Source organism: Paracoccus homiensis (assembly GCF_900111675.1).
Classification (GTDB): Bacteria; Pseudomonadota; Alphaproteobacteria; order Rhodobacterales; family Rhodobacteraceae; genus Paracoccus; species Paracoccus homiensis.
Map to the genome: position 1 here is coordinate 54,496 of NZ_FOHO01000004.1, position 21,096 is coordinate 75,591.

Below are 21,096 nucleotides of genomic sequence, written 5' to 3' on the forward strand. Positions count from 1 at the left end.
TCGGTGTTATTGGCCCTTGGCCTTGTCCAGCATGGCGCGTGCGTCATCCAGCATCGCCTGACCGTCATGACCCGCCTCCGTCATCGACTGCACCCAAGCGTCGATCACCGGCTGGCTGGCGTCGCGCCACGGGGTCAGATCGCCTTCGGGGACAAGGGTGATGCTGTTTCCGGCGTCCAGGGCCTTCTGGCGTTCCTCTTGCTCGGCCGCGTCAAAGGCCGCGCCCGCGATTTCGGCCAGCGCCGCGCCGGAATTGGCATCGATCACCTGACGCAGATCTTCGGGCAGTGCGTCATATTTCGCCTGGTTCATCACCAGCGCCATGACGGAGGTCGACAACCCGCCATTCTCGGTCCCGAACTCGGTATGATCGCGGGTCACGCTTTCGATGCGCAAGCTGCCGAACACCTCCCACGGGATGACGGCGCCGTCGATGACGCCGGTGGTCAGCGCCTGCGGCACCTCGGGGACGGGCATGCCGACGGCGGTCGCGCCAAGTGCGTTCAGACCGTCGGTCATCGTGCGCGAGGGTGCGCGGATCTTCAGCCCGTCCAGATCGGCCATCGCGGCGATGGGCCTGCCCTTGGTGTGGATCTTGTAGGCGGCAGGGGCGTGGATCAGCAGGGGGTGCACGCTGGTCAGTTCGTCCTGCATGTATTGCGCCTGATAGTCCTGCAGCGCCATCGTGGTTTCCGTGGCCGACCCCGCCATGAAGGGCAGTTCGAACGCCTCGGACACGGGAAAGCGGCCGGGCGTATAGCCGAACAGGGTCCAGCTGATATCGACGACCCCGTCACGGGCCTGATCGAACAGTTGCGGCGGTTTGCCGCCCAGCTGCATCGAGGGATAGATCTGCACGTCGATCCGGCCCTCGGACTGTTCCTCGACAGCCTTTTCCCACGGCTCCAGCACCCCTTTCTGGATCGGCGCCTCGGCGGACAGGAAGTGGTGGACGCGCAGGGTGACCTCTTGCGCGGTGGCGGTGGTGGCGATGGCGGCGGTCGCGACCGTGGCCAGCATCAGTGACTTCATCATCTGCGTTCCTCCCATGATGATTGGTTTCGGGCCTGCGTGGTCGCATCGCCCGTATTCGCCGCGGGGCTCAGGATCTGCGCCCAGTCATGCCCCGGCTGCAGATCGTGCAGTGCCTGCGCAAGGGTTGTGTCGCCCTCTGCGGCAACCCGCGCCAAGGCCTGCGCCACGATGCGCAGAGCTTTGTCGCGCGGGATGTGGCGGGTCAGGTAAAATCCCGCGGCCTCGGCCAGCATCGCGCCGCGATCACGGGCAAAACTGTCGGCAATAGCCTGCGGGTTCGGTGTCAGGTTGTGCGTCAGATCCTGCGCAAGCCGCAGCGCCGCACCGGTCCGGATCAGCATCTGGGGCAGGGTCTGCCATTCCAGCGCAAGCGCGGTGCCGTCGCGTTCCTGCGCATGGATCATCGCCTGATGGATGGTGCCGACCGCACCCGCATTCAGCCGCGCGAGACTGACCAGAGCCTCGGCCGCGACGGGGTTCGATTTCTGCGGCATGGTCGAGGATCCGCCACCGATGCCCGCATGCACTTCCCCGACCTCGGACTGGCCCAGAAGGATCAGATCGGCCCCCATCTTGCCAAGCGTGCCCGTCACCATCGACAGCCAGCCGGCCAGTTCCGCAATCGCATCGCGGGTCGCGTGCCACGGGATGTCGGGCGCGTTCAGCCCCAGATCAGCGGCCACCGCGCGGCGCAGCGCAGGCATCTGCGGCGCCAATGCGGCCCCGGTTCCCGCCGCGCCGTAAAGCGAGATGTTCAGCAGCCGTGGCCGCAATTCCGCCAATCGGTCCAGATGGCGCGGCAAGGGCGCGCGCCAGACCGCGATCTTGGCACCCAGTGTCGTCGGGGCGGCGATCTGGAAACGGGTCCGCGCGGGCATGGCCAGATCGGCATGCGCCTGCGCCTTCCGGGTCAGAATGTCGTGCAGCGCGGTCAGACGGTCTTGCAGGATCGACAGCACATCGCGCGTCTGCAGGATCGACGCGCTGTCTTGTATATCCTGCGATGTCGCGCCGAAATGCACCCAGTCGGCATCCATGCCGCAGGCCTTTTTCAGCGTCGCGATCAAGGGCTGCGCTGCGATGCCGGCCCTGGCCGCCCCCGCGATCAGCGCGGCGGGGTCGGGGTTCAGCGTTGCGGCGACCGCCGCGATCCGTGTCGCGGCGTCGGTGGGGATGATGCCCAACACACCCTGCGCACGGGCCAGCGCGGCCTCGACCTGCAGCATCGCGGACAGTTGCGCCGGGGCGTCCAGCCGCCGCGCAACCTCGTCATCGTCGAAAAGCCGGTCCATCAGAATCATGCCGCCCGCAATCCCAATATCTGTCGCGCCTGCGCCGGGGTGGCGACGGGGCGATCGTATTTCTGGCACAGCGTCGCCGCACGGGCGACCAGCGCAGCGTTCGACGGGGCCAGCCGGTCGCGATCCAACCGCACGTTATCTTCCAGCCCGGTACGAACATGTCCGCCCGAGGAAATCGCCCAGTCGTTCAAGATGATCTGGTTCGGACCGATCCCCGCTGCGCACCAAGGAATATCATTCCCAAACAATCTTTTGACCGTATGAACATAGAAATTGAATACCTCGCGATCGACTGGCGTCGCGTTCTTGACGCCCATCACGAATTGCACATAGGGGCGATCCTTGATGCGACCTTCATCGTGCATTCTGGCGGCCTGAAAAATATGACTTAGATCAAATGCTTCTATCTCAGGTTTGATCTTGTATGTCAGCATTTGACCCGCCAGCCAATCGACCAGATCTGGCGGATTTTCATAGACGCGGCTTGGGAAGTTGTTCGACCCGACCGACAAGCTGGCCATGTCGGGCGAAAGGGACAGCATGCCGCCGCGCGTTTTGCCCGCCCCGGACCTGCCGCCGGTTGAAAGCTGCACGATCATGCCGGGACAATGCCGTTCGATCCCCTGTTTCAGCGCGGCGAACCGGTCGGGATCGCTGCTGGGCTTTCCCTGATCGTCGCGGACATGACAATGGGCGATGGTCGCCCCGGCCTCGAACGCCGCGTGGGTGGATTCGATCTGTTCGGTGACGGTGATCGGCACGGCCGGGTTGTCAGCCTTGCTGGGCAGGCTGCCGGTGATGGCGACGCAGATGATGCAGGGGTTTGACATGGAGAACCGTCAGATATCGAAGAACACGGTTTCGCCCTCGCCCTGAAGGCGGATCTCGAACCGATAGACGGGAATGTCGCCGTCCTGGTGCAAAGCGGCGATCAGGGTGGCGCGGCGATTGTCCCACTCGATCAGGTTCAGGACCGGGTCGCGGCCATTCGCCTTGGCCTCGTCGGGAAAATACATCCGTGTGTTCAGTCCGATATTGATGCCCCGCGCCACGATCCACAGGTTCAGATGAGGTGCCTGAACGGTTCCGTTCCGCCCCGCAACCGGGCCGGGTTTCACGGTGTCGAACGACCATTCGCCGCTGTCGAAATCGGTGATGACGCGGCCCCAGCCACGAAAGCCGTCTTCGACCGTGCCGCTTTCGGGATGCGCGTAATGGCCGTCGGCGTTGGCCTGCCAGACCTCCAGCAGGACGTCCTTGACCGGGCTGCCCATGCCGTCGATGACCACCCCTTCGACCCGGATGCGGGTGCCCTTTGCGTTGGGTCCGGCGATGTCATGGCCCAGTTCCTGCCGATAGATGTCAAAGCCCGCAGCCCCCGGCGCAAGGCCGATATGAACAAAGGGGCCCGCGGTCTGCGATGCGCTTTCGCGCAGATAGGACAGGGTTTGTGGCATCTCAGTTCCCCTCTGGCCGGTTTTCGAACCATGTCGAGCGCCGGCCGCGCAGCACGATGTCGAATTTGTAGGCGATGGAATCCAGCGGGATCGTGGCGTTCAGGTCCAGCTTGGCGATCAGCTGTTCGATGGCCTCGGGGTCAGGGATGGTCTGCACGATCGGGCATTTCGGGATCAGGGGATCTCCTTCGAAATACAGTTGTGTGATCAGCCGTTGCGCGAAGGCGGTGCCGAAGACCGAGACATGAATATGTGCGGGCCGCCAGTTATTGACCCAGTTGCGCCACGGATAGGCGCCGGGTTTCACGGTGCGAAAGGCGTACTGGCCGTTCTGGTCGGTCAGGGTGCGACCGCAACCACCGAAATTCGGGTCGATCGGCGCAAGATAGCTGTCCTTCTTGTGGCGATAGCGCCCGCCGGCATTGGCTTGCCAGATCTCGACCAGCGTGCCGGGCACGGGGCGTGCATTTTCATCCAGCACGCGACCGTGAACGATGATCCGTTCCCCGACCGGGTCGCCCGTGTGGGCGTAGTTACTGATCAGATCGTTGTCGATGGGGTCGATATCGCCATGTCCGAATGTCGGCCCGGTCACCTCGCTGACAGTGTTTTCCAGCGAAATCATCGAATAGCGCGGGCTGCGTGCGACCGAGGTCTTGTAGTCAGGGGTCAGCGCGGGCGGATGCAGGCGGCGGTCGCGCTGATAGAAATCGGCGGGGGTCATGCCTTGTCTTCCTTGGCGTCCATCTGGGCGAAGGTCTGCTTTGCCAGCTTCAGGGCGTGATTGGCGCGGGGCACCCCGGCATAGATCGCGACATGCTGAAACGCCTCCAGCACGTCGCGGCGGCTGGCCCCGGTGCGGGCGGTGGCGCGGATATGCATGGGGATCTCATCGAAATTTCCGGTGGCGGCCAGCAGCGCCAGCGTCAGCATGGACCGTTCGCGCAGGCTGATCCCGTCGCTGGCCCAGACGGTGCCCCAGGCGGCCTGCGTGATCAGGTCCTGAAAGGGTTGGTCGAAATCGGACATCTCGGCCTCGGCCCGGTCCACATGGGCGTCCCCCAGAACCTGTCGCCGCACCTGAAGGCCGCGGTCATAGCGATCAGACATGACCGATCCTTTCCAGAAAACGGGTGATGATGGCGGCATGTTCGGCGGGGCATTCGACGCAAGGGATGTGACCCGCGCCCGGAATAACCGCATATTCGGCATCGGGGATCAGGTCGGCGGTGCCCTGCACCAGAACGGGCGGCGTCGCCCCGTCCAGTGCGCCCGCGATCACCTGCACCGGCAGGCGCAGGCGGGCGACGGCGTCGCGCAGATCGGCATCGGCGATGGCCTGACAGCAGGCGATGTAACCATCCTGCGGTTGACGTTCCAACATCCGCCGCCACGGGCCGTCGCGACCGTTGGCCCGAAACGCGGGCGAAAACCAGCGCTGCATCGTCGGGCCCGCGATGCTGGTCAGTCCGGCCGCGCGGATCTGCGCGATGCGGTCTTGCCACATCTGCGCCTCGCCGATTTGCGCTGCGCTGTTCGAAATCACCAGCCCGGCCACCAGATCGCCATGCCGCGCCGCTAGGGATTGCCCGATCAGCCCGCCGATCGACAAGCCGACGAAGGCCACCCGCGACAGGTTCAGATGCCGAAGAAGCCCCGCCGCGTCATCGGCCAGTTGATCGATGCTGCAGGGGCCGGGGCAGTGTTCGGACAGGCCATGCCCGCGCTTGTCATAGCGGATGATCCGCAGCCCGGCGGGCAGATGCGGGATCAGCGCGTCCCAAACCCGCAGATCCGTTCCCAGCGAATTCGAGAACATCACCGCAGGGCCGTTCGGCGGCCCCTGATCGGCGTAATGCAGGTCGACATTGTTCACATGGGCGGTCAGCATCAGTAGGGCAGCCCCACATAGTTTTCGGCAAAGGCCTGTTGCTGCGCCTGATTGTCGCGCAAAAACGCCAGATCGGCACGCTGCATTTTCAGATCGAAAGGCGACTGGTCGGGATAGCGGTGCAAAAGACCGCTGAACCACCAGCTGAAACGTTCCGCCTTCCAGACGCGCAGCAGGGCGCGTTCGGAATAGCGGTCGATGCCTTCGGGGTCGTTTTCCTCGTAGAACTGCCGCAGCGCGTTATAAAGGTAGTGCACATCGCTGGCGGCCAGGTTCAGCCCCTTGGCCCCTGTGGGCGGCACGATATGGGCCGCGTCGCCGCACAGAAACAACCGGCCCCAACGCATCGGCTCGGTCACGAAGGACCGCAGGGGCGCGATGGATTTTTCGATGCTGTCGCCGGTCACCAGATTGGCGGCGACATCGGCGGGAAGGCGGCGGCGAAGCTCGGCCCAGAAGGCGGCATCGGTCCAGTCCTCGGGGTGATCGGACAGCGCGCATTGGATGTAATAGCGCGACAGATTGTCGTTGCGCATCGAACACAGCGCGAAACCCCGGTCGGAATTGGCATAGATCAGTTCGTCATGAACCGGAGGCGTCCGCGACAGGACGCCCAGCCAGCCGAAGGGATAGGTCTTTTCATATTCGCGCCGGGTGCTTAGCGGAATGGTCTGGCGGCTGATCCCGTGAAACCCGTCGCAGCCGGCGATGAAATCGCAATCCAGACGGTGTTCGACGCCATCCTGCCGATAGGTGACATGGGGCGCATCGCTGTCGGCCGCGTGGATCTGGACGGCATCGACGTGAAATTCGGTGCGCAGTCCGGCCGCCTGCCTTGCGTCATACAGATCGCGCGTCACCTCGGTCTGGCCATAGACGATGACGGGCTTTCCGGTCAGGGCGTGAATGTCGATCTGGAACATCTCGCCATCGGCGGCGATCCGGGTTCCGTGATGGACATGCCCTTCGGCATGAAGGCGTTGGGCGACGCCGGCCTCTTCCATCAGGCTGACAAGCCCGGTTTCCAGCACACCGGCCCGGATGCGGCCCAGCACATAGTCGCGGGTCTTGCGTTCCAGCACCACCGCGTCGATGCCGCGACGATGCAAAAGCTGTGCCAGCAGCAACCCCGAAGGGCCGCCGCCGATGATGGCGACCTGCGTCCGCATGACTTCCTCCTGCCGGGTGCTCCTCTCCCCGTGCTGGAAAGATTGCATGTAGAAAACGCCAAGTAAAATGAGATAATGTCTTTCTAAATTACCGGAATTGATAATCATGGACCGTCGCATCAAGATCCGCCATTTGCAGGCCTTTACCGAAATCGTGCGTCAGCGCAGCCTGAAGCGGGCTTCGGAACACCTGTCGCTGACCCAGCCTGCGATTTCCCGCACGCTGGCCGAGCTTGAGGATATTCTGGGGGCGGCCTTGCTGACGCGGGGGCGGGGCGGTGTCGCGCTGACCCCGCAGGGCGAGTTCTTTCACGGTTATGCCCAGACCAGCCTGTCGGCCCTGCAACAAGGGCTTGCGGGCATCGAAGAGGCCGGGTGCGAAGGGGCGATGCACCTGCGGGTCGGCGCACTGCCATCGGTCGCCGCGCGGTTGATGCCCGAGGTCGTGATGCAGCTTGCCGCCCTTGCCCCGGATCTGCGGTTGACGGTTGCCGATGGATCGCACGGACATCTGACCGGGCAGTTGCAGGCAGGGCAACTGGATCTGGTGATCGGCCGGCTGGGCGAGCCCGAAACGATGCGCGGTCTGTCCTTTACCCAGCTATATCTGGAAGAGGTCGCGGTCGTGACCCGGCCCGGTCATCCGATCCTGAACGATCCCGACCTGCGCCGCATCGGGGACTGGCTGGTCCTGTATCCCGCCCCCTGGGCCGCGATCCGCCCGATTGTCGAACGGCTGCTGATCGCCGAGGGCGTCGGCCCGCCACCGCGCCGGATCGAGACGGTCTCGGGGGCGTTCGGACGGGCCTTGCTGGCGAAAAGCGATGCGATCTGGCTGATCTCGGCCGGGGTGGTCGCCCGTGAAATCGCCGAGGGGCGGCTTGCGCGGCTGCCTGTCGCCACCGACCTGACCGAAGGCCCGGTCGGCCTGATGACCCGCGCCGGCGTGACCAGCCCCGGCCCCGCCTGTCAGCTTTTCCTGACGGCGGTGGATCGGGCGGTCACGGCCTTGGGGTTATAAGGCCCGACCGGGCGGGATCAGGCCGCGTGCGAAATCAGCCGTTTGACGGGCGTCGATCTGACATTCGCGCACCAGCCAGTCGAAATGTTCGATCAGCGAGGCCACACGCGCCCGTTCGCGCAATGACAGGTAGAACTTGCCGACATAGATGATCCCCAGCGCGTTGCCAAAGACCGTGACCGGGGCGCTGAAGGCCTGCCGCTTGTCGAACAGAAAGATGCGCAGGCGCGGAAACAGCGCCTCACATTGGTCGGCAAAGAACTGCAATTGCTGGCGGCGGTGGTCGGGATGCAGATTGGCGTAATAGCCGCTGCCTTCGGCACAGGCGGTCAATTCCTGCACCGGCATCGCGATCTCGTAATCGGCCTCGCCCCGGCGGACCCAGTCGAAATAGCTGTGCGCCGTGCCGATGATCTGACGGATCGTGTCGGGCGTGCTGGCCGCATATTCCCATTCCAGAAGGGCGGGGATCTTCAACATCTCGGGCAGGGTGGCGGGCACATGGCGGATCTTGCTGCCGACGGCCTCCTGATGCCATTCGATGATCTGGGCATCCGCCGCGTCGCGTTCCGCAGGGCTAAGCCCCAGTGCCGAGGCCAGGATGTCGCCCGCAGGCTCGGGCCGGTTCGTCAGTCCCAGCAACCAGTCCAGGCTGACCCCCAGCGTTTCGGCCATATCCGCTGCCAGCTGGGCATTGGGCAGTCGCGGGGCATCGCCCTTCAGAAGCTGCCCGATGGTCGAGCGGTCGACCCCCGTGGCCCGCGCAAGCCCGCTTTTGGTGACGCCGTGGTCGGTCATGGCCTGATGCAGGCGCAGGCGAAAGGTCTGATGTCGATCACGGCTAGCCATAACGCAACAGTGCAGATTATTCACAACAACGCAAATAAATTGCTGCAAATTCCCCGAATTTTCGCTGCGACGAGATCAGGCTATGGCTGATCCGTCTTAACGATCGGGGGAAAGATGGAAAGCAAGGCGCGCATCGCAATCAAGGCTTTGACCTGGCAATTGCTGGGATTGGCGGTGATGATCGTGATCGGCTTCATCTTTACCGGCTCGGTCCGGGCGGGGGGCGGCATCGCGATCGTCAGCGCCGTGACCGGTTATCTGTGCTATTTCGGGCATGAAATGATCTGGTCGCGGATCGCCTGGGGGCGCCGCCAGGGCCTCAAGTGACCCTGCCGTCGATCCGGCAGGGTCGGCTGCGTCACTGAAACGCGGCAGCGCCGCCGATCAGGGCGGTCATGACGATCAGAAAGATCGCCCAGTGCAGCAGGGTCTGGCGCACGGCGGATTTCGCCGCAGGTTTCTGACCCCGCGTGTCGGGGGTGTCGTCCATTTTTGGAGATCCTGAATAACTGTAAGGTGATCCGCACCATGGGCGCGGGCGGCATCACATCACAGGCGGCGCGCGGGGCTTGCCTTTGATCGGCGTCGTTGCATGTGCGACGGGCTGATCGGGCACTGGCCACGCGCCGCGGGCCCATGACGGGCGCGGCGCGTTGATCCGCGTCTGTGGCGGCAATGCATCGGGCGTGCCTTGCCGATCAACCGTCGCATGGACCTGCCGCGACAGATTATCTGACAGCATATGGCGCAGAGGCTGCCACAGACCGTCGGAAGCATCGCCCCGATGCGCGGGCCCCGCCAGCGACATCACCGCCAAGGCCAGCACCGCCAACAGCATGCTGACCGCCCTCAGGGCGGGGATGCGGTGTCGGATGGAAAACTGGCTGTCAGGCATCGGGTCCTGCGGCGAAACGATGCCTGTTTCATACGCCCGCGACGATCCTTGAACCAGAGGGGATGCGCATGTCCGCATGAATGATGGATCCAGGCGCGGCGGAAAAGAGTTGCCCCCGCATCTGATCCAGCGCGCCGTCATGAAGGAGATGCAATGACCCAGTTTCGCCCCGGACGGAATTGCTGGCGGGTCGAGCCCGCGGACCGGCTGTCCTTCATCGTTGACGGCAAGGACTATTTTCGCGCGCTGCGCGAAGCTTTGATCCAGGCCGAACGACTGGTCATGCTGATCGGCTGGGATTTCGACTTTGCCATCGACATGCTGCCGGGCGAAAGCGACAAGGACGGCAATGCACCCGACGGCCTGCCGAATGCGGTCGGGCCGTTTCTGGATGCCATTGCCGCGCGCCGCCCCGATCTGGACATCTATCTTCTGAAATGGAGCGGCGGTGCCCTGATCGCGCCCGGACGGGTCCTTCCGTCGTTGCAGGTCAAGTTCATGTCCCCCGATCAGATCCATCTGGCCTTTGACGGTCGGCACCCGATCGGGGCCTGCCATCATCAGAAACTGGTGGCGATCGACGATTGCCTTGCCTTCTGCGGCGGGATCGACCTGACGGCGGGACGTTGGGACGATCGGCGGCATCTGGACGACAATCCCCTGCGCTCGATCGAGGATGGGCGGATCATGCAGCCTTGGCATGATGCCTCGGCCGTGTTTTCCGGCAAGGCGGCCGAGGCGATCGCGGTTCTGGCGCGGCGGCGCTGGCTGCGGGCCAATGATGAGGAGCTGGATGACACCTATCGTCCCGGCGGCGATATCTGGCCCGACAGCATCGACCCGATGTTCCGCGATCAGCAGGTTGCCATCGCCCGGACCGAACCGCCTGATGAAAACGATCCGATGGTCGATGAGATCGAACAGATGTATCTGGATGCCATCGCTGAAGCGCAGGACTCCATCTACCTGGAATCGCAGTATTTCTGCGCCGATACCGTCACCCGTGCGTTGGAACGGCGCATCAGTCAGCCGGATTGCCCCGAAATCGTCGTCATCAACCCCCATGCCGCGCAGAAAGCGGTCGAGGATCACGCGATGCACATTCCGCGCAGCAGCGCGATCCGCCGTCTGCAACGGGCCGACAGGAATGGTCGGTTCCGCATCCTGTATCCCGTCACCGAAGCTGGGCAGCCGATCTATGTCCATGCCAAGGTGATGGTGGTCGATGGGAGGGTCCTGCGTGTCGGGTCCAGCAATATCGACCGCCGCTCGATGGGGTTCGACACCGAATGTGACATCGCCATGCAGGCTGACGGGCCGGACAATCAGGCGCGCGTCCGCGACTTTCGCGACGGGTTGATCGCGGAACATCTGGGCGCCGATCTGAAGACGGTTCAGGACCGGATCGACGATCTGGGCGGGATCATTCCGGCCATTGAAAGCCTGATGGGCGGTACGGGCAAGACGCTGCATCCGCTGCATCCGCGCAGACACCACCCCTGGTTCGGCGAAGCGCTGGCCGAAAGCCGCGTCTTTGACCCAAGATACCGGCGCAGCGCGCAGGCACGTCTGGGAATCACCTCGCGCCACATCATGATCGGTGCGGCGCTGCTGGGGGCGGGGGCGCTGGCGTGGCGTTGGGGTCGGAAAGGTGGTCGTGACTAAGCCGCGCGGCACGAATGTCATGGGCGTGGCGCGGCAAAGCGCGGAACTTCTTCCTTTTCGGGGCGAAAGCGGGGTCACGGCTGTGTTGGTGCCCTTGCATCCGGGGGGTAACTGGGGCAACCCGCGCGCCGATCAGCACAATACGGGCGCAACGACATGACCCCAGAACCGACAACAGGCGCGGCCATCCGCTTTGATGGCGTCGGCAAGGCATTTGCCGGACCGAAAGGTCAGGTCACAGCGTTGGAAGACGTCTCGCTGACGGTCCAGCCGGGCGCGGTCTGCGGCATCATCGGTCGTTCCGGCGCGGGCAAATCGACATTGCTGCGCATGGTGAACGGGCTGGAACGTCCGACCAGCGGCACCGTCACCGTGGCAGGCCATGACGTGGGGCGCGCCAGCGGTTCCGCCCTGCGCGGGATCCGTCGCGACGTCGGCATGATCTTTCAGCATTTCAACCTGCTGGCCTCGCGCACGGTGTTCGGCAATATCGCCCTGCCGCTGGAAATTGCGGGCACGCCGTCGGATCGGATCCGCGTGACGGTGAACGACCTGATCGCCCGTGTCGGGCTGGAGGCGCAGCGCGACCGCTATCCCGCGGAACTGTCAGGCGGCCAGAAACAACGCGTCGGCATTGCCCGCGCGCTGGCGACCAGGCCCAAGGTCCTGCTGTCGGACGAGGCGACCTCGGCCCTTGATCCCGAAACGACGCAGACCGTGTTGCGGCTGCTGGGCGATATCAACCGTGATCTGGGGCTGACCATCCTGCTGATCACCCATGAGATGGCGGTCGTCCGCGATATTGCCAGCCATATGGCGGTGATCGATCAGGGCCGCATCGTCGAGGCGGGCGCGACCTATGATGTCTTCGTGCGTCCGCAGCACCCGACAACGCGGTCCTTCCTGTCGGGCGTGACCGGCGTCACCCTGCCGCAGTTCATCGCCGGCCGGCTGGAACAGACCCGCCCCGATGCCGCGTCGCAAGAGGTGATCCGCGTCACCTTCGCGGGCGATCACGCCACCGACCCGATGCTGGCGCGTCTGACCGGGCAGATGGGCATCGACGTGAACATCCTTGCGGGCGCCATCGAGGAAATCGGGCCGCGTCCCTTCGGCAATCTGCTGATCTCGGTCGATGCCATGCGCGGTGACGATGCCCGCGCCTATCTTGAACGCCACGGTCTGCTGACGGAGGTGCTGGGCTATGTCCGCTAACCTAATTTCCCTTCTGATCGAGGCGACCTGGCAGACCATCTACATGGTCGCGGCCTCGACCGTGCTTGGCACCATTCTGGGCCTGCCGCTTGGGGTGTTTCTGGCCACCTCGCAGCGCGGCGAGTTGCTGTCGGCGCCGATGGTCAACCGCGTTCTGGGCCTGATCGTGAATGCCGCGCGTTCGGTGCCGTTCATCATTCTTGTGGTGGCGATCATTCCTTTCACTCGCGCGCTGGTCGGCACCTCGATCGGAACCGATGCGGCGATCGTGCCGCTGACCATCGCGGCGACGCCCTTCATCGCCCGGCTTGTCGAAAACTCGATCCGCGAGGTCGATGCCGGTCTGATCGAGGCTGCCCGCGCGATGGGCGCGACGCCCATGCAGATCATTCGCAAGGTCCTGCTGCGCGAGGCGCTGCCGGGGATCACGCTGGGTCTGACTTTGGCGGTGGTGAGCCTGATCGGCTATTCGGCGATGGTCGGCGCGGTCGGCGGCGAAGGGCTGGGCGACCTGGGCATCCGCTATGGCTATCAGCGGTTCATGCCCGATGTGATGCTGACCGTGGTGGTGATCTTGATCGTCATGGTCCAGCTTGTGCAGTCCGTTGGCGAATGGATCGCCGCACGGGTCGACAAGCGTGCCGCCCGCAATCGCGGGCACTGATTTTCGCAGACAAGAAAGGAGCCATCCCATGCTGCGTTTGACTACCCTCGTTTCCGTACTGGCACTGTCGGCAACCGCCGCCATGGCCGAAGACATCAAGGTCGGCGTGTCGCCCGGCGAACATGCCGAGATCATGGAAGAGGTCGCGAAAGTGGCCGAAACCAAGGGCCTGAATATCGATGTGGTCGAATTTTCGGACTATGTCGTGCCCAATCAGGCACTGGCCGATGGCGATCTGCAGGCCAACAGCTTTCAGCACCGTCCCTATCTGGAAAACCAGATGAAGGATCGCGGCTTTGACCTGGCCGAGATCGCAACCACCATCACGACGCCGATGGGCATCTATTCCGACAAGATCGAGGATCTGGCCGACCTGCCCGAAGGCGCCAAGGTCGCGATCCCGAACGATCCGACCAATGGCGGCCGCGCGCTGCTGCTGTTGCAGGAACTGGACCTGATCACGCTGGCCGATGGCTCCGGCCTTGTGCCCAGCCCGCTTGACGTGACTGAAAACTCCAAGGACCTGTCCTTCCTTGAACTGGACGCCGCGCAGCTGCCCCGCGCCCTGGCCGATGCCGATATCGCGATCATCAACACCAACTACGCCTTGGCTTCGGGTCTGAACCCCGAAGACGATGCGATCGCGATGGAAAAGGCCGATAGCCCCTATGTGAACATCATCGTCGTCCGCGAGGGTGATCAGGATGAGCCGTGGGTCAAGCCGCTGATCGAGGCCTATCACAGCCCGGAAGTGAAGGCCTATATCGAGGATAAGTATCAAAGCGCGGTTCTGACCAGCTGGTAAGATCGCCCTGCCTGCGGCGGAAATTCGCCGCAGGCGCCTTTGCCCACAGCCGATCACCGCCAATTTATGCGCGGTTGATCGCAACTTGCGATAGTTTGGACAACGCCGAGTCCGCGCTGTGTCTTTGGCGTGGTTTGGAACCACAGGGTTCAGCGCGTGTTCTACCGGCAACCGAAGTAACGACATGCCGGAAGCCCGATGAAAATCTTTGTCCGCAACACGACCGCCCTTGCGACCTGCCTGTCGCTGATCCTGCCGCATCTGGCGATGGCCCAGACGGATTTTCCCGCTGACGGCCTGCGCCTGGCCCAGGATCAGCAGGAAGACACGCTGGAACAGCGCCTGAAAAAACGCATGGAGGCCGAACAGCGCAAGGAACGGCAGGAACAGCGGGCCAAGCGTCAGCAGGAAAACCAGAAGCAGCGCGACGCCCAGCAGAAGCCCAAGGGCCAGAAACAGGATCAGGACCAGAAACAGCGTCCCGATCAAGAGCGTAAAAAACAGGCGCAGCAGCAGAAAGAACAGGCCCAGAAGCGCGAGGAACAAGCCGAGCGTCGCGAGCAACAGGCCGAACGCCGCGAAGAGGCGCGCGAGAAACAGCAGGAACAGGCGCAGAAGCAGCGCGAGCGGGCAGCCGAGCAACGCCGCGAAGCCGAGCGGAAGGAACGTGAGGAACGCCGACTGCGCGAAGCCGAACGTGACAAGGATCTGGAAGACCGCCTGCGTGAACGGATGCTGGAACAGCGTCGTCAGGAACAACGCGCGGATCGTCTGCAATTGCAGCGCACCGAGGATCGCAGCGCCCGCATGTCGCGCCTTGACCGCCGCCTGCAGGACGAGGTTGGCAGCGGGCTGGATGCCGATGACCTGCGCTGCCTGAACGGCACCATGCCGCCCTGTGGCAACGGCTCGTTGATCACGCCGAACGGGGTAGTGGTCGAACAGGGGTCGAATGGCCGCTATGCACTGGCGCCGGCGGAAAGGCAGATCTATTTCGTCGATGATGACGGCGACCTGCGTGTGCGCAATTCCGGCAATTCGGCCAATTATCGTACCTATGCTGCCCGCGAGGCCGCACGGGGCAGCGATGGGGGCGATCTTCAGGCGCTTGCGGCCTCGCTGTCGGAACTGGATCAGCGGCAGAATCGCCGAGTGACCGACCGCGATTATCGGTCCTCGGACGAGGATTTCGGCACCAGCCTTCATGACGCGCTGCGCCGCAATGACCAGCGGGTCGACCGCGACGACGATGATGACAACGACCTGACCAAGGCGTTGTTGCTGGGCCTTGGTGCGCTGGCCGTTGGCTCGGTTCTGAACAACAATTCGCAGGTTGCGCTCAGTTCGTCCGACAGGGTGGTGCTGGACCGCCCCGATGGCAGCCAGCAGGTCTATCGCGATGACGAGGCGCTGTTGCGCCAGCCCGGCAGCGAGGTTCAGACCGAACAATTCGACGACGGCTCTTCGCGCAGCATCGTGACCCGTTCCGATGGCAGCAAGGTGGTCACCATCCGCGACCGCGACATGAACATCCTGCGCCGGACACTGATTTCACCCGACGGGCGCACCAGCCAGCTGATAGACGACACCAGCGGCGTACCCCCCGTCGATGTCGCGCAACTGCCGCAGCCCGTGACCCAGACCGGTGCCAACAGCGACATGGATCAGGCCGCGCTGCGCGAGGCCCTGTATCGCGAGGCGGGCGCCGATAGGCGCTTTACCCTTGGCCAGATCCGCAACATCCACGAGGTGCGGTCACTGGTACAGCCGGTTGGCATCGACTCAATCACCTTCGATACCGGCTCGGCCGCGATCCGGCCCGATCAGGCCAGTCAATTGTCGGAACTGGGCGGTGTGATCCGTGATGCCATCGCCAAGGATCCGCAGGAAATGTTCCTGATCGAGGGCTATACCGACACGGTCGGCAGCTCGGCCGCGAACCTTGCCCTGTCGGATCGCCGTGCCGAATCCGTCGCGCTGGCCCTGACCGAATATTTCGACGTGCCGCCCGAAAACCTTGTGGTGCAGGGCTATGGCGAGGATTTCCTGAAGGTCGAGGCCGAAGGTGACATCCGCGACAACCGCCGCAGTTCGGTTCGGCGGATCACGGACCTGTTGCAAACGCCTGACGCCAGCTAGGCGCATCTGATCCCGGGGTCTGGCCTTTGATGCGCGATGGCGCAACAAGGGTCGGACAGAACAGGGAGAAAGATGCCAATGACGCATGACGATTCTGCGCTGATCGAGGAATCGATCCTGCCCACGACCCTGCGCCAGCGTCCCATCGGGATGCTGGGCTATGCATGGATGTGGGTCGGGATCGCCGTCATCATCGCGACCTATTCGCTGGGGGCCGGTGGGGTCGAGGGCGGCCTTGGCCTGATCCAGGTGATCGCGGTGATCGGACTTGCGAACCTGACCATCGGTCTGTTCATGCTGCTGACCGCCGATATCGGGACCGAACACGGCCTGTCCTTCGCCGTCTATCTGCGCGCGCCTTTCGGCATCCACGGAACGCATCTGCCCGCCGTCTTCCGCGGGATCGTGGCCGGTATGTGGTTCGGGATCCAGACCTATCTGGGCGCATTGGCGCTGAACGGGATCGGCGAGTATTTCCTGGGCTTTGCAAGCTGGCCGCTGTGGTACGCGGTCTTTGCCATCCTGCAAATGGCGAATACCGCCATGGGCATCAAATCGGTCGAGCGTCTGGCCGCGCTGGCCGCGCCCGCGATCATCGCAATTTCCGTCTGGATGTATTTCACGCTGGAAGGCGTGGCCCAGACCAAGGGGCTGAACATCTGGAACTGGCAAGGCAGCGGACAGATGAGCGTCGTCGTGCTGTTCATTTCGAACATGGCGTTCTGGTCGACCCTGGCCATCGACATTCCGAACCTGACCCGCTTTATCGGGACCCAGCCGGGGGCGCGCGGCTATGTGCGCCGCAACCGCAACATCTTTCTGGGACAGATCGTCGCCCTGCCGATCACGCAGGCGCTGATCGCGGGGCTCGGCGCGGTCAGCTTCATCGCGACCGGCAACTGGAATCCGGTCGAGGTCATTCAGGCGCAGGGGCAGGGGCTGTCGCTGGTCCTGCTGCTGGCACTGGTCGTTCTTGCGCAATGGTCCACCAACAACTCGGCCAACCTGATCCCTTCGGCGCTGACATTCGTGAACCTTGCGCCGCGCCGGATCACCTATCGGATGGCCGTGGTCATCGCCGGGATCGTCGGCACCCTGTCGATGCCCTGGCTGATCCTGAACAACCTGTTCGTGTTTCTGGGCTATTGCGGCGCGTTCCTGTCCGCGATCGGCGGGATCATGGTGGCCGACTATTACCTGCTGCGCCGCCGTCGCCTGAACGTGCCGGACCTGTTCCGCATGTCGGGCCAGTTCCGCTATGCGGGCGGATTCAATCCGGCCGGGCTGATTGCGTGGCTGATCGCGGGCGGTCTGGCGGCATGGTGGTCGCAATATGCGATCCTGATCGGATTTCCGCTGGGTCTGATCCTGTATCTGGCGCTGATGAAGGCCCTTGTGCTGCCACGCCACCCGCAGGCTGAAATCGACAGCGGTTTCGCGGATCAGTATCTGGCGACGTCGGTCGGGGTCAGCTGGGCCTATGAAGACGGGCGCTTTGCCCGGCTTGCCCCCGATGCCGAACATCTGCAGGGGCGCGAGGATCTGTAAGATCGGGCCCCGGCATCTGCCGGGGCCTTTTCATATGTTCCGCGGTCATCAGGCCTTGAACATCACCTTGCCCTGACGGCCGGGCGTCGTCGCGGCCTTGATCGCGGCGGCAGGTTCATCCAATGGCAGCACCGCATCCGCCGTCAACCGCAGCGAACCGTCCAGCACCAGCCCGATCAGTTCCTGAAACATCCGCTGACGATCCGCATCCGAGGTTGCCTGCGCCACCTTTGCGCCCCAGAACCCCTTGACGGTCAGGTGCTTGAAGATGATGTCCCCGGTTCCCAGCGACAGGTCGCCACCAGTGGCCGAGCCAAAGGTGACCAGCAGCCCGTTTTCGCCCAGCAACTGGGTCAATGCGCCCGCAACCTCGCCCCCGACGGAATCCACGGCTGCCCGCGCGCCATCCTTGCCGATGATCGCCTTGGCCTGATCGATCCAACCGTCCTGATCGGTTGCGACGACATTCTCGATCCCCATCTGCATCAACTCGTCCCGGGCTTCGGCCCGTCGGACCAGGTTCAACAGCTTGATGCCACGCGATTTCGCCAGAACCGCCACGATCTTGCCGACCGCGCCATTGGCGGCCGTCTGCACGACCCAGTCGCCCGAAGCGACGCCCAGAAACTCGACCAGCGTGATCGCGCTGAAGGGCATGGCGATCAACTGCGCCGCGGCTTCGTCCGACATCTGTTCGGGCACGGGGATCAGGGCATTTGCCGGTGCCAGAACCTGTTCGGCCCATGCGCCCTGCACCCCGGCGGCGGCAACGCGACGCCCGATCAAACCGGCATCGACACCTTCACCAACAGCCTCGACCTTGCCGACCAGCTCGCTTCCGGCGGTTGCGGGCAGCGTGGGCTTGACGCCATAGCTGCCGTGGATCGTCCACAGATCGTGATTGTGGATGGGGGCCATGATCATCCCAAGCCGGACCTGCCCCGGGCCGGGCTGCAGATCCGCAACCTGTTCCATGTGCAGTACCTGTGCCGGATCACCGAATTCGCTGTGGCGGACGGTTTTCATGCGTCTCTCCTTAAATATCGATGTGGCACAGGTGGTTGGTCGCAACCGATGCTGCAAGGGCAGCATCGTCACGACCCCGTGGCGGCAAAACCTGTTCACATCGGCTGGACAGGATCGGCGGTGTTCGAGCTGGTGTGATTATCTTCGGTTGAAGTATCCGCGTCCGCTTCGACCGGCGCGGCATCTGCCGATTGCGGGATCACTTGCCGTTCGGCGTCCTGCATCATCAATTCCTCGGCCGCAGGATCATAGCTATCAGCAATGAATTGTTCGATTTTCCGAGTGAACCAGGAAATAAACCGCATCACAAACCTCCACCCTATCTGCACAGCCTGCTGCAGCTTCTGAATTCGGGCAATTATTATCTTTTGATAATAGGACGATGTTTAACTTTGCCGCGCCGCAGCGTTATCGCCCCCAACGACGCCTTGCTTCGTGCCGCTGTCGGGCATTGACGGGCGGGCCGCCTTGGGCCATGCCCCATCCATGCTGCGTATCGATGACATCTCATATTCGATCCAGGGCCGTCCGCTTCTGGAACATGCTTCGGCAACCATCCCCGAGGGCCACAAGATCGGCCTTGTCGGTCCCAATGGTGCGGGCAAGACGACCCTGTTCAGGCTGATCCGGGGTGACATCGGGCTTGATGACGGCCAGATCAGCCTGCCCAACCGCGCCCGTATTGGCGGCGTCGCGCAAGAAGCGCCGGGCACCGGGATGTCGGTCCTGCAGACGGTTCTGGCCGAGGACCGCGAACGCGCCGCGCTGATGGCCGAATCCGAAACCGCCACCGATCCGCAGCGCATCGCCGAGATCCAGACCCGGCTGGCCGATATCGACGCATGGTCGGCCGAGGCGCGCGCGGCCTCGATCCTTGTCGGACTGGGCTTTTCGCCCGCCGATCAGGCCCGTCCGACCAGCGATTTTTCCGGCGGCTGGCGGATGCGGGTCGCGCTGGCGGGGGTGCTGTTCTCGCGCCCCGATCTGCTGCTGCTGGACGAACCGACCAACTATCTGGATCTGGAAGGTGCGCTGTGGCTGGAAAGCTATCTGGCGCGCTATCCGCACACGGTCATCATCATCAGCCACGATCGCGGGCTGCTGAACCGCGCCGTGGGACATATCCTGCATTTGGAACATCGCAAACTGACGCTGTATACCGGCGGCTATGACGATTTCGCGCGTCTGCGGGCCGAAAAGCGCGCCTTGCAGGCCGCCGAAGCCAAGAAACAGCAGGCGCGTCGCGATCATCTGCAAAGCTTTGTCGATCGGTTCCGCGCCAAGGCCAGCAAGGCGCGTCAGGCGCAGGCGCGGGTGAAGATGCTGGAAAAGATGACGCCGATCACCGCGCCCGAGGAAGAGAAGTTTCACCGCTTCGGCTTTCCCCAGCCTGAAGAGCTGTCGCCCCCGATCATCGCGATGGAAGGGGTCAGCGTCGGCTATGGCGACCGCGCCGTGTTGCGGCGGTTGAACCTGCGGATAGATCAGGACGACCGGATCGCGTTGCTGGGGCGCAACGGGCAGGGCAAATCGACGCTGTCGAAACTGCTGGCCGACCGTTTGCAGGTGATGGAGGGGCGGCTGGTCCGCTCGAACAAGCTGCGCATCGGCTATTTCGCCCAGCATCAGGTTGATGAACTGTCGCTGAAGGAAACGCCGCTGGACCATGTGCGCAGGCTGCGCCCCGACGAAGCGCCGGCAAAACTGCGCGCAAGGCTGGCGGGCTTTGGCCTGATGGAGGCGCAAGCCGAAACGCCGGTCGGGCAGTTGTCAGGCGGCCAGAAGGCGCGTCTGTCGCTGTTGATCGCCACGATCGACGCGCCGCATCTTCTGGTTCTGGACGAGCCGACCAACCACCTTGACATCGAAAGCCGCGAGGCGCTGTCGCAGGCGCTGAACGATTACACCGGTGCGGTGGTTCTGGTCAGCCACGACATGCATCTGCTGGGGCTGGTCGCCGAACGGCTGTGGCTGGTCAATGACGGGGCCGTCACCGCCTATGAGGGGGATCTGGACGATTACCGCCGCTTTCTGTTGCAGGGCGATGACACGGCCAAATCCAGGCCAGCCGCCGAAGCGCCGAAACCCGCGCCAAGGCGCGCGCCGCGCGATGAATTGCAGACGCTGCGATCCGAGGTCCGCAAGGCCGAGGACCGGGTTCAGAAGCTGACCGACATGATCGACAAGCTGAACGTCAAGCTGGCCGATCCGGCCGTTTACGAAAACCCCGCCGAGGCCGAGAAATGGGGTCGCAAGCATTCCGAGGCGGTCGAGGCGATGACCCGCGCCGAAGAGCTGTGGATGACCGCGCTTGAAAACCTTGAAACCGCCGGTGGCAGCTAGATTGTTGCAAGATTGCGGCGTTCGGATACGCTGTTGCAGATCGCCGCGCCGCCGCCTTGTCACACGGGTCGAT

General features: G+C 63.8%; 22 protein-coding genes. 9 read left to right on the top strand and 13 right to left on the bottom strand.

Going from position 1 to position 21,096, the window contains the following annotated elements; all coding sequences use genetic code 11:
• Positions 1–6 precede the first annotated feature (6 nt).
• The 8 genes from BMX67_RS07035 to pobA are packed head-to-tail and all read right to left on the bottom strand — an operon-like array spanning position 7 to position 6,853.
• On the bottom strand, positions 7–1,035 hold the full coding sequence (locus tag BMX67_RS07035; RefSeq protein ID WP_245739280.1) for a TRAP transporter substrate-binding protein: 1,029 nt from the start codon (positions 1,033–1,035) through the stop codon (positions 7–9).
• Positions 1,032–2,327, bottom strand: a complete 1,296-nt coding sequence (locus tag BMX67_RS07040; RefSeq protein WP_217645801.1) for a lyase family protein — start codon at positions 2,325–2,327, stop codon at positions 1,032–1,034. Before BMX67_RS07040 ends, BMX67_RS07035 begins: the two co-directional genes overlap by 4 nt.
• A 5-nt stretch (positions 2,328–2,332) precedes the next feature.
• Positions 2,333–3,166 (bottom strand): 3-oxoadipate:acetyl-CoA acetyltransferase, encoded by an 834-nt coding sequence (locus BMX67_RS07045; RefSeq protein WP_090733645.1) that lies wholly within the window; start codon positions 3,164–3,166, stop codon positions 2,333–2,335.
• Positions 3,167–3,175: 9 nt separating this feature from the next.
• Entirely contained in the window at positions 3,176–3,793 is a 618-nt protein-coding gene (gene pcaG, locus BMX67_RS07050) for a protocatechuate 3,4-dioxygenase subunit alpha (RefSeq protein WP_090733646.1), read from the bottom strand.
• A 1-nt stretch (position 3,794) separates the two neighbouring features.
• Entirely contained in the window at positions 3,795–4,517 is a 723-nt protein-coding gene (pcaH, locus tag BMX67_RS07055) for a protocatechuate 3,4-dioxygenase subunit beta (RefSeq protein WP_090733647.1), read from the bottom strand.
• On the bottom strand, positions 4,514–4,903 hold the full coding sequence (pcaC, locus tag BMX67_RS07060) for a 4-carboxymuconolactone decarboxylase (RefSeq protein WP_090733649.1): 390 nt from the start codon (positions 4,901–4,903) through the stop codon (positions 4,514–4,516). Before pcaC ends, pcaH begins: the two co-directional genes overlap by 4 nt.
• Positions 4,896–5,684 carry a 3-oxoadipate enol-lactonase gene (pcaD, locus tag BMX67_RS07065; RefSeq protein ID WP_090733650.1) on the bottom strand — a complete coding sequence of 263 codons (789 nt, stop codon included), beginning with the start codon at positions 5,682–5,684 and terminating at the stop codon, positions 4,896–4,898. The genes pcaC and pcaD overlap by 8 nt, the downstream gene beginning before the upstream one ends.
• On the bottom strand, positions 5,684–6,853 hold the full coding sequence (gene pobA / locus BMX67_RS07070) for a 4-hydroxybenzoate 3-monooxygenase (RefSeq protein WP_090733652.1): 1,170 nt from the start codon (positions 6,851–6,853) through the stop codon (positions 5,684–5,686). Before pobA ends, pcaD begins: the two co-directional genes overlap by 1 nt.
• 106 nt (positions 6,854–6,959) lie before the next feature.
• Between pobA and pcaQ the strand changes: the two genes are divergently transcribed.
• Entirely contained in the window at positions 6,960–7,874 is a 915-nt protein-coding gene (pcaQ, locus tag BMX67_RS07075; RefSeq protein ID WP_090733653.1) for a pca operon transcription factor PcaQ, read from the top strand.
• On the opposite strand, the gene BMX67_RS07080 is transcribed toward pcaQ, so the two are convergent.
• A complete protein-coding gene (locus BMX67_RS07080) occupies positions 7,869–8,723 on the bottom strand; it encodes a helix-turn-helix domain-containing protein (protein WP_090733655.1) in 855 nt (284 codons plus the stop codon). The two genes, pcaQ and BMX67_RS07080, sit on opposite strands and share 6 nt — an antisense overlap.
• Before the next feature lie 114 nt (positions 8,724–8,837).
• Between BMX67_RS07080 and BMX67_RS07085 the strand changes: the two genes are divergently transcribed.
• Positions 8,838–9,050, top strand: a complete 213-nt coding sequence (locus tag BMX67_RS07085; protein ID WP_090733656.1) for a DUF2061 domain-containing protein — start codon at positions 8,838–8,840, stop codon at positions 9,048–9,050.
• Positions 9,051–9,081: 31 nt separating this feature from the next.
• Here BMX67_RS07085 and BMX67_RS19980 read toward each other — a convergent pair whose 3' ends face one another.
• Together BMX67_RS19980 and BMX67_RS07090 are read right to left on the bottom strand one after the other, a co-directional pair.
• The gene (locus BMX67_RS19980; protein ID WP_281249162.1) at positions 9,082–9,213 is read right to left on the bottom strand and encodes a hypothetical protein; all 132 of its coding nucleotides are present in this window, start codon (positions 9,211–9,213) and stop codon (positions 9,082–9,084) included.
• 54 nt (positions 9,214–9,267) lie between these two features.
• Positions 9,268–9,618, bottom strand: coding sequence for a hypothetical protein (locus tag BMX67_RS07090; RefSeq protein ID WP_090733658.1), 351 nt, complete (start codon positions 9,616–9,618; stop codon positions 9,268–9,270).
• A gap of 153 nt (positions 9,619–9,771) precedes the next feature.
• On the opposite strand from BMX67_RS07090, the gene BMX67_RS07095 reads away from it, so the two are divergent.
• From BMX67_RS07095 to BMX67_RS07120, 6 genes are all read left to right on the top strand, one after another.
• Positions 9,772–11,283, top strand: a complete 1,512-nt coding sequence (locus BMX67_RS07095) for a phospholipase D-like domain-containing protein (protein WP_090733660.1) — start codon at positions 9,772–9,774, stop codon at positions 11,281–11,283.
• Between the two features lie 156 nt (positions 11,284–11,439).
• Entirely contained in the window at positions 11,440–12,498 is a 1,059-nt protein-coding gene (locus BMX67_RS07100; RefSeq protein WP_090733661.1) for a methionine ABC transporter ATP-binding protein, read from the top strand.
• Complete coding sequence (locus BMX67_RS07105; protein WP_090733663.1) at positions 12,488–13,162, top strand: methionine ABC transporter permease; 675 nt, start codon at positions 12,488–12,490, stop codon at positions 13,160–13,162. Before BMX67_RS07100 ends, BMX67_RS07105 begins: the two co-directional genes overlap by 11 nt.
• Positions 13,163–13,190: 28 nt before the next feature.
• Positions 13,191–13,967, top strand: coding sequence for a MetQ/NlpA family ABC transporter substrate-binding protein (locus tag BMX67_RS07110; protein WP_090733664.1), 777 nt, complete (start codon positions 13,191–13,193; stop codon positions 13,965–13,967).
• A gap of 198 nt (positions 13,968–14,165) precedes the next feature.
• Positions 14,166–16,106, top strand: a complete 1,941-nt coding sequence (locus tag BMX67_RS07115) for an OmpA family protein (RefSeq protein ID WP_090733666.1) — start codon at positions 14,166–14,168, stop codon at positions 16,104–16,106.
• 78 nt (positions 16,107–16,184) lie between these two features.
• The gene (locus tag BMX67_RS07120) at positions 16,185–17,654 is read left to right on the top strand and encodes an NCS1 family transporter (protein WP_245739282.1); all 1,470 of its coding nucleotides are present in this window, start codon (positions 16,185–16,187) and stop codon (positions 17,652–17,654) included.
• A 48-nt stretch (positions 17,655–17,702) separates the two neighbouring features.
• Here BMX67_RS07120 and BMX67_RS07125 read toward each other — a convergent pair whose 3' ends face one another.
• Positions 17,703–18,680: a zinc-binding dehydrogenase gene (locus tag BMX67_RS07125; RefSeq protein ID WP_090733670.1), complete on the bottom strand. Its 978-nt coding sequence runs from the start codon at positions 18,678–18,680 to the stop codon at positions 17,703–17,705.
• Positions 18,681–18,775: 95 nt separating this feature from the next.
• Positions 18,776–18,985: a hypothetical protein gene (locus tag BMX67_RS07130; protein WP_090733672.1), complete on the bottom strand. Its 210-nt coding sequence runs from the start codon at positions 18,983–18,985 to the stop codon at positions 18,776–18,778.
• Between the two features lie 181 nt (positions 18,986–19,166).
• Between BMX67_RS07130 and BMX67_RS07135 the strand changes: the two genes are divergently transcribed.
• A complete protein-coding gene (locus BMX67_RS07135; protein ID WP_090733673.1) occupies positions 19,167–21,023 on the top strand; it encodes an ABC-F family ATP-binding cassette domain-containing protein in 1,857 nt (618 codons plus the stop codon).
• The last annotated feature ends 73 nt before the right edge of the window (positions 21,024–21,096 follow it).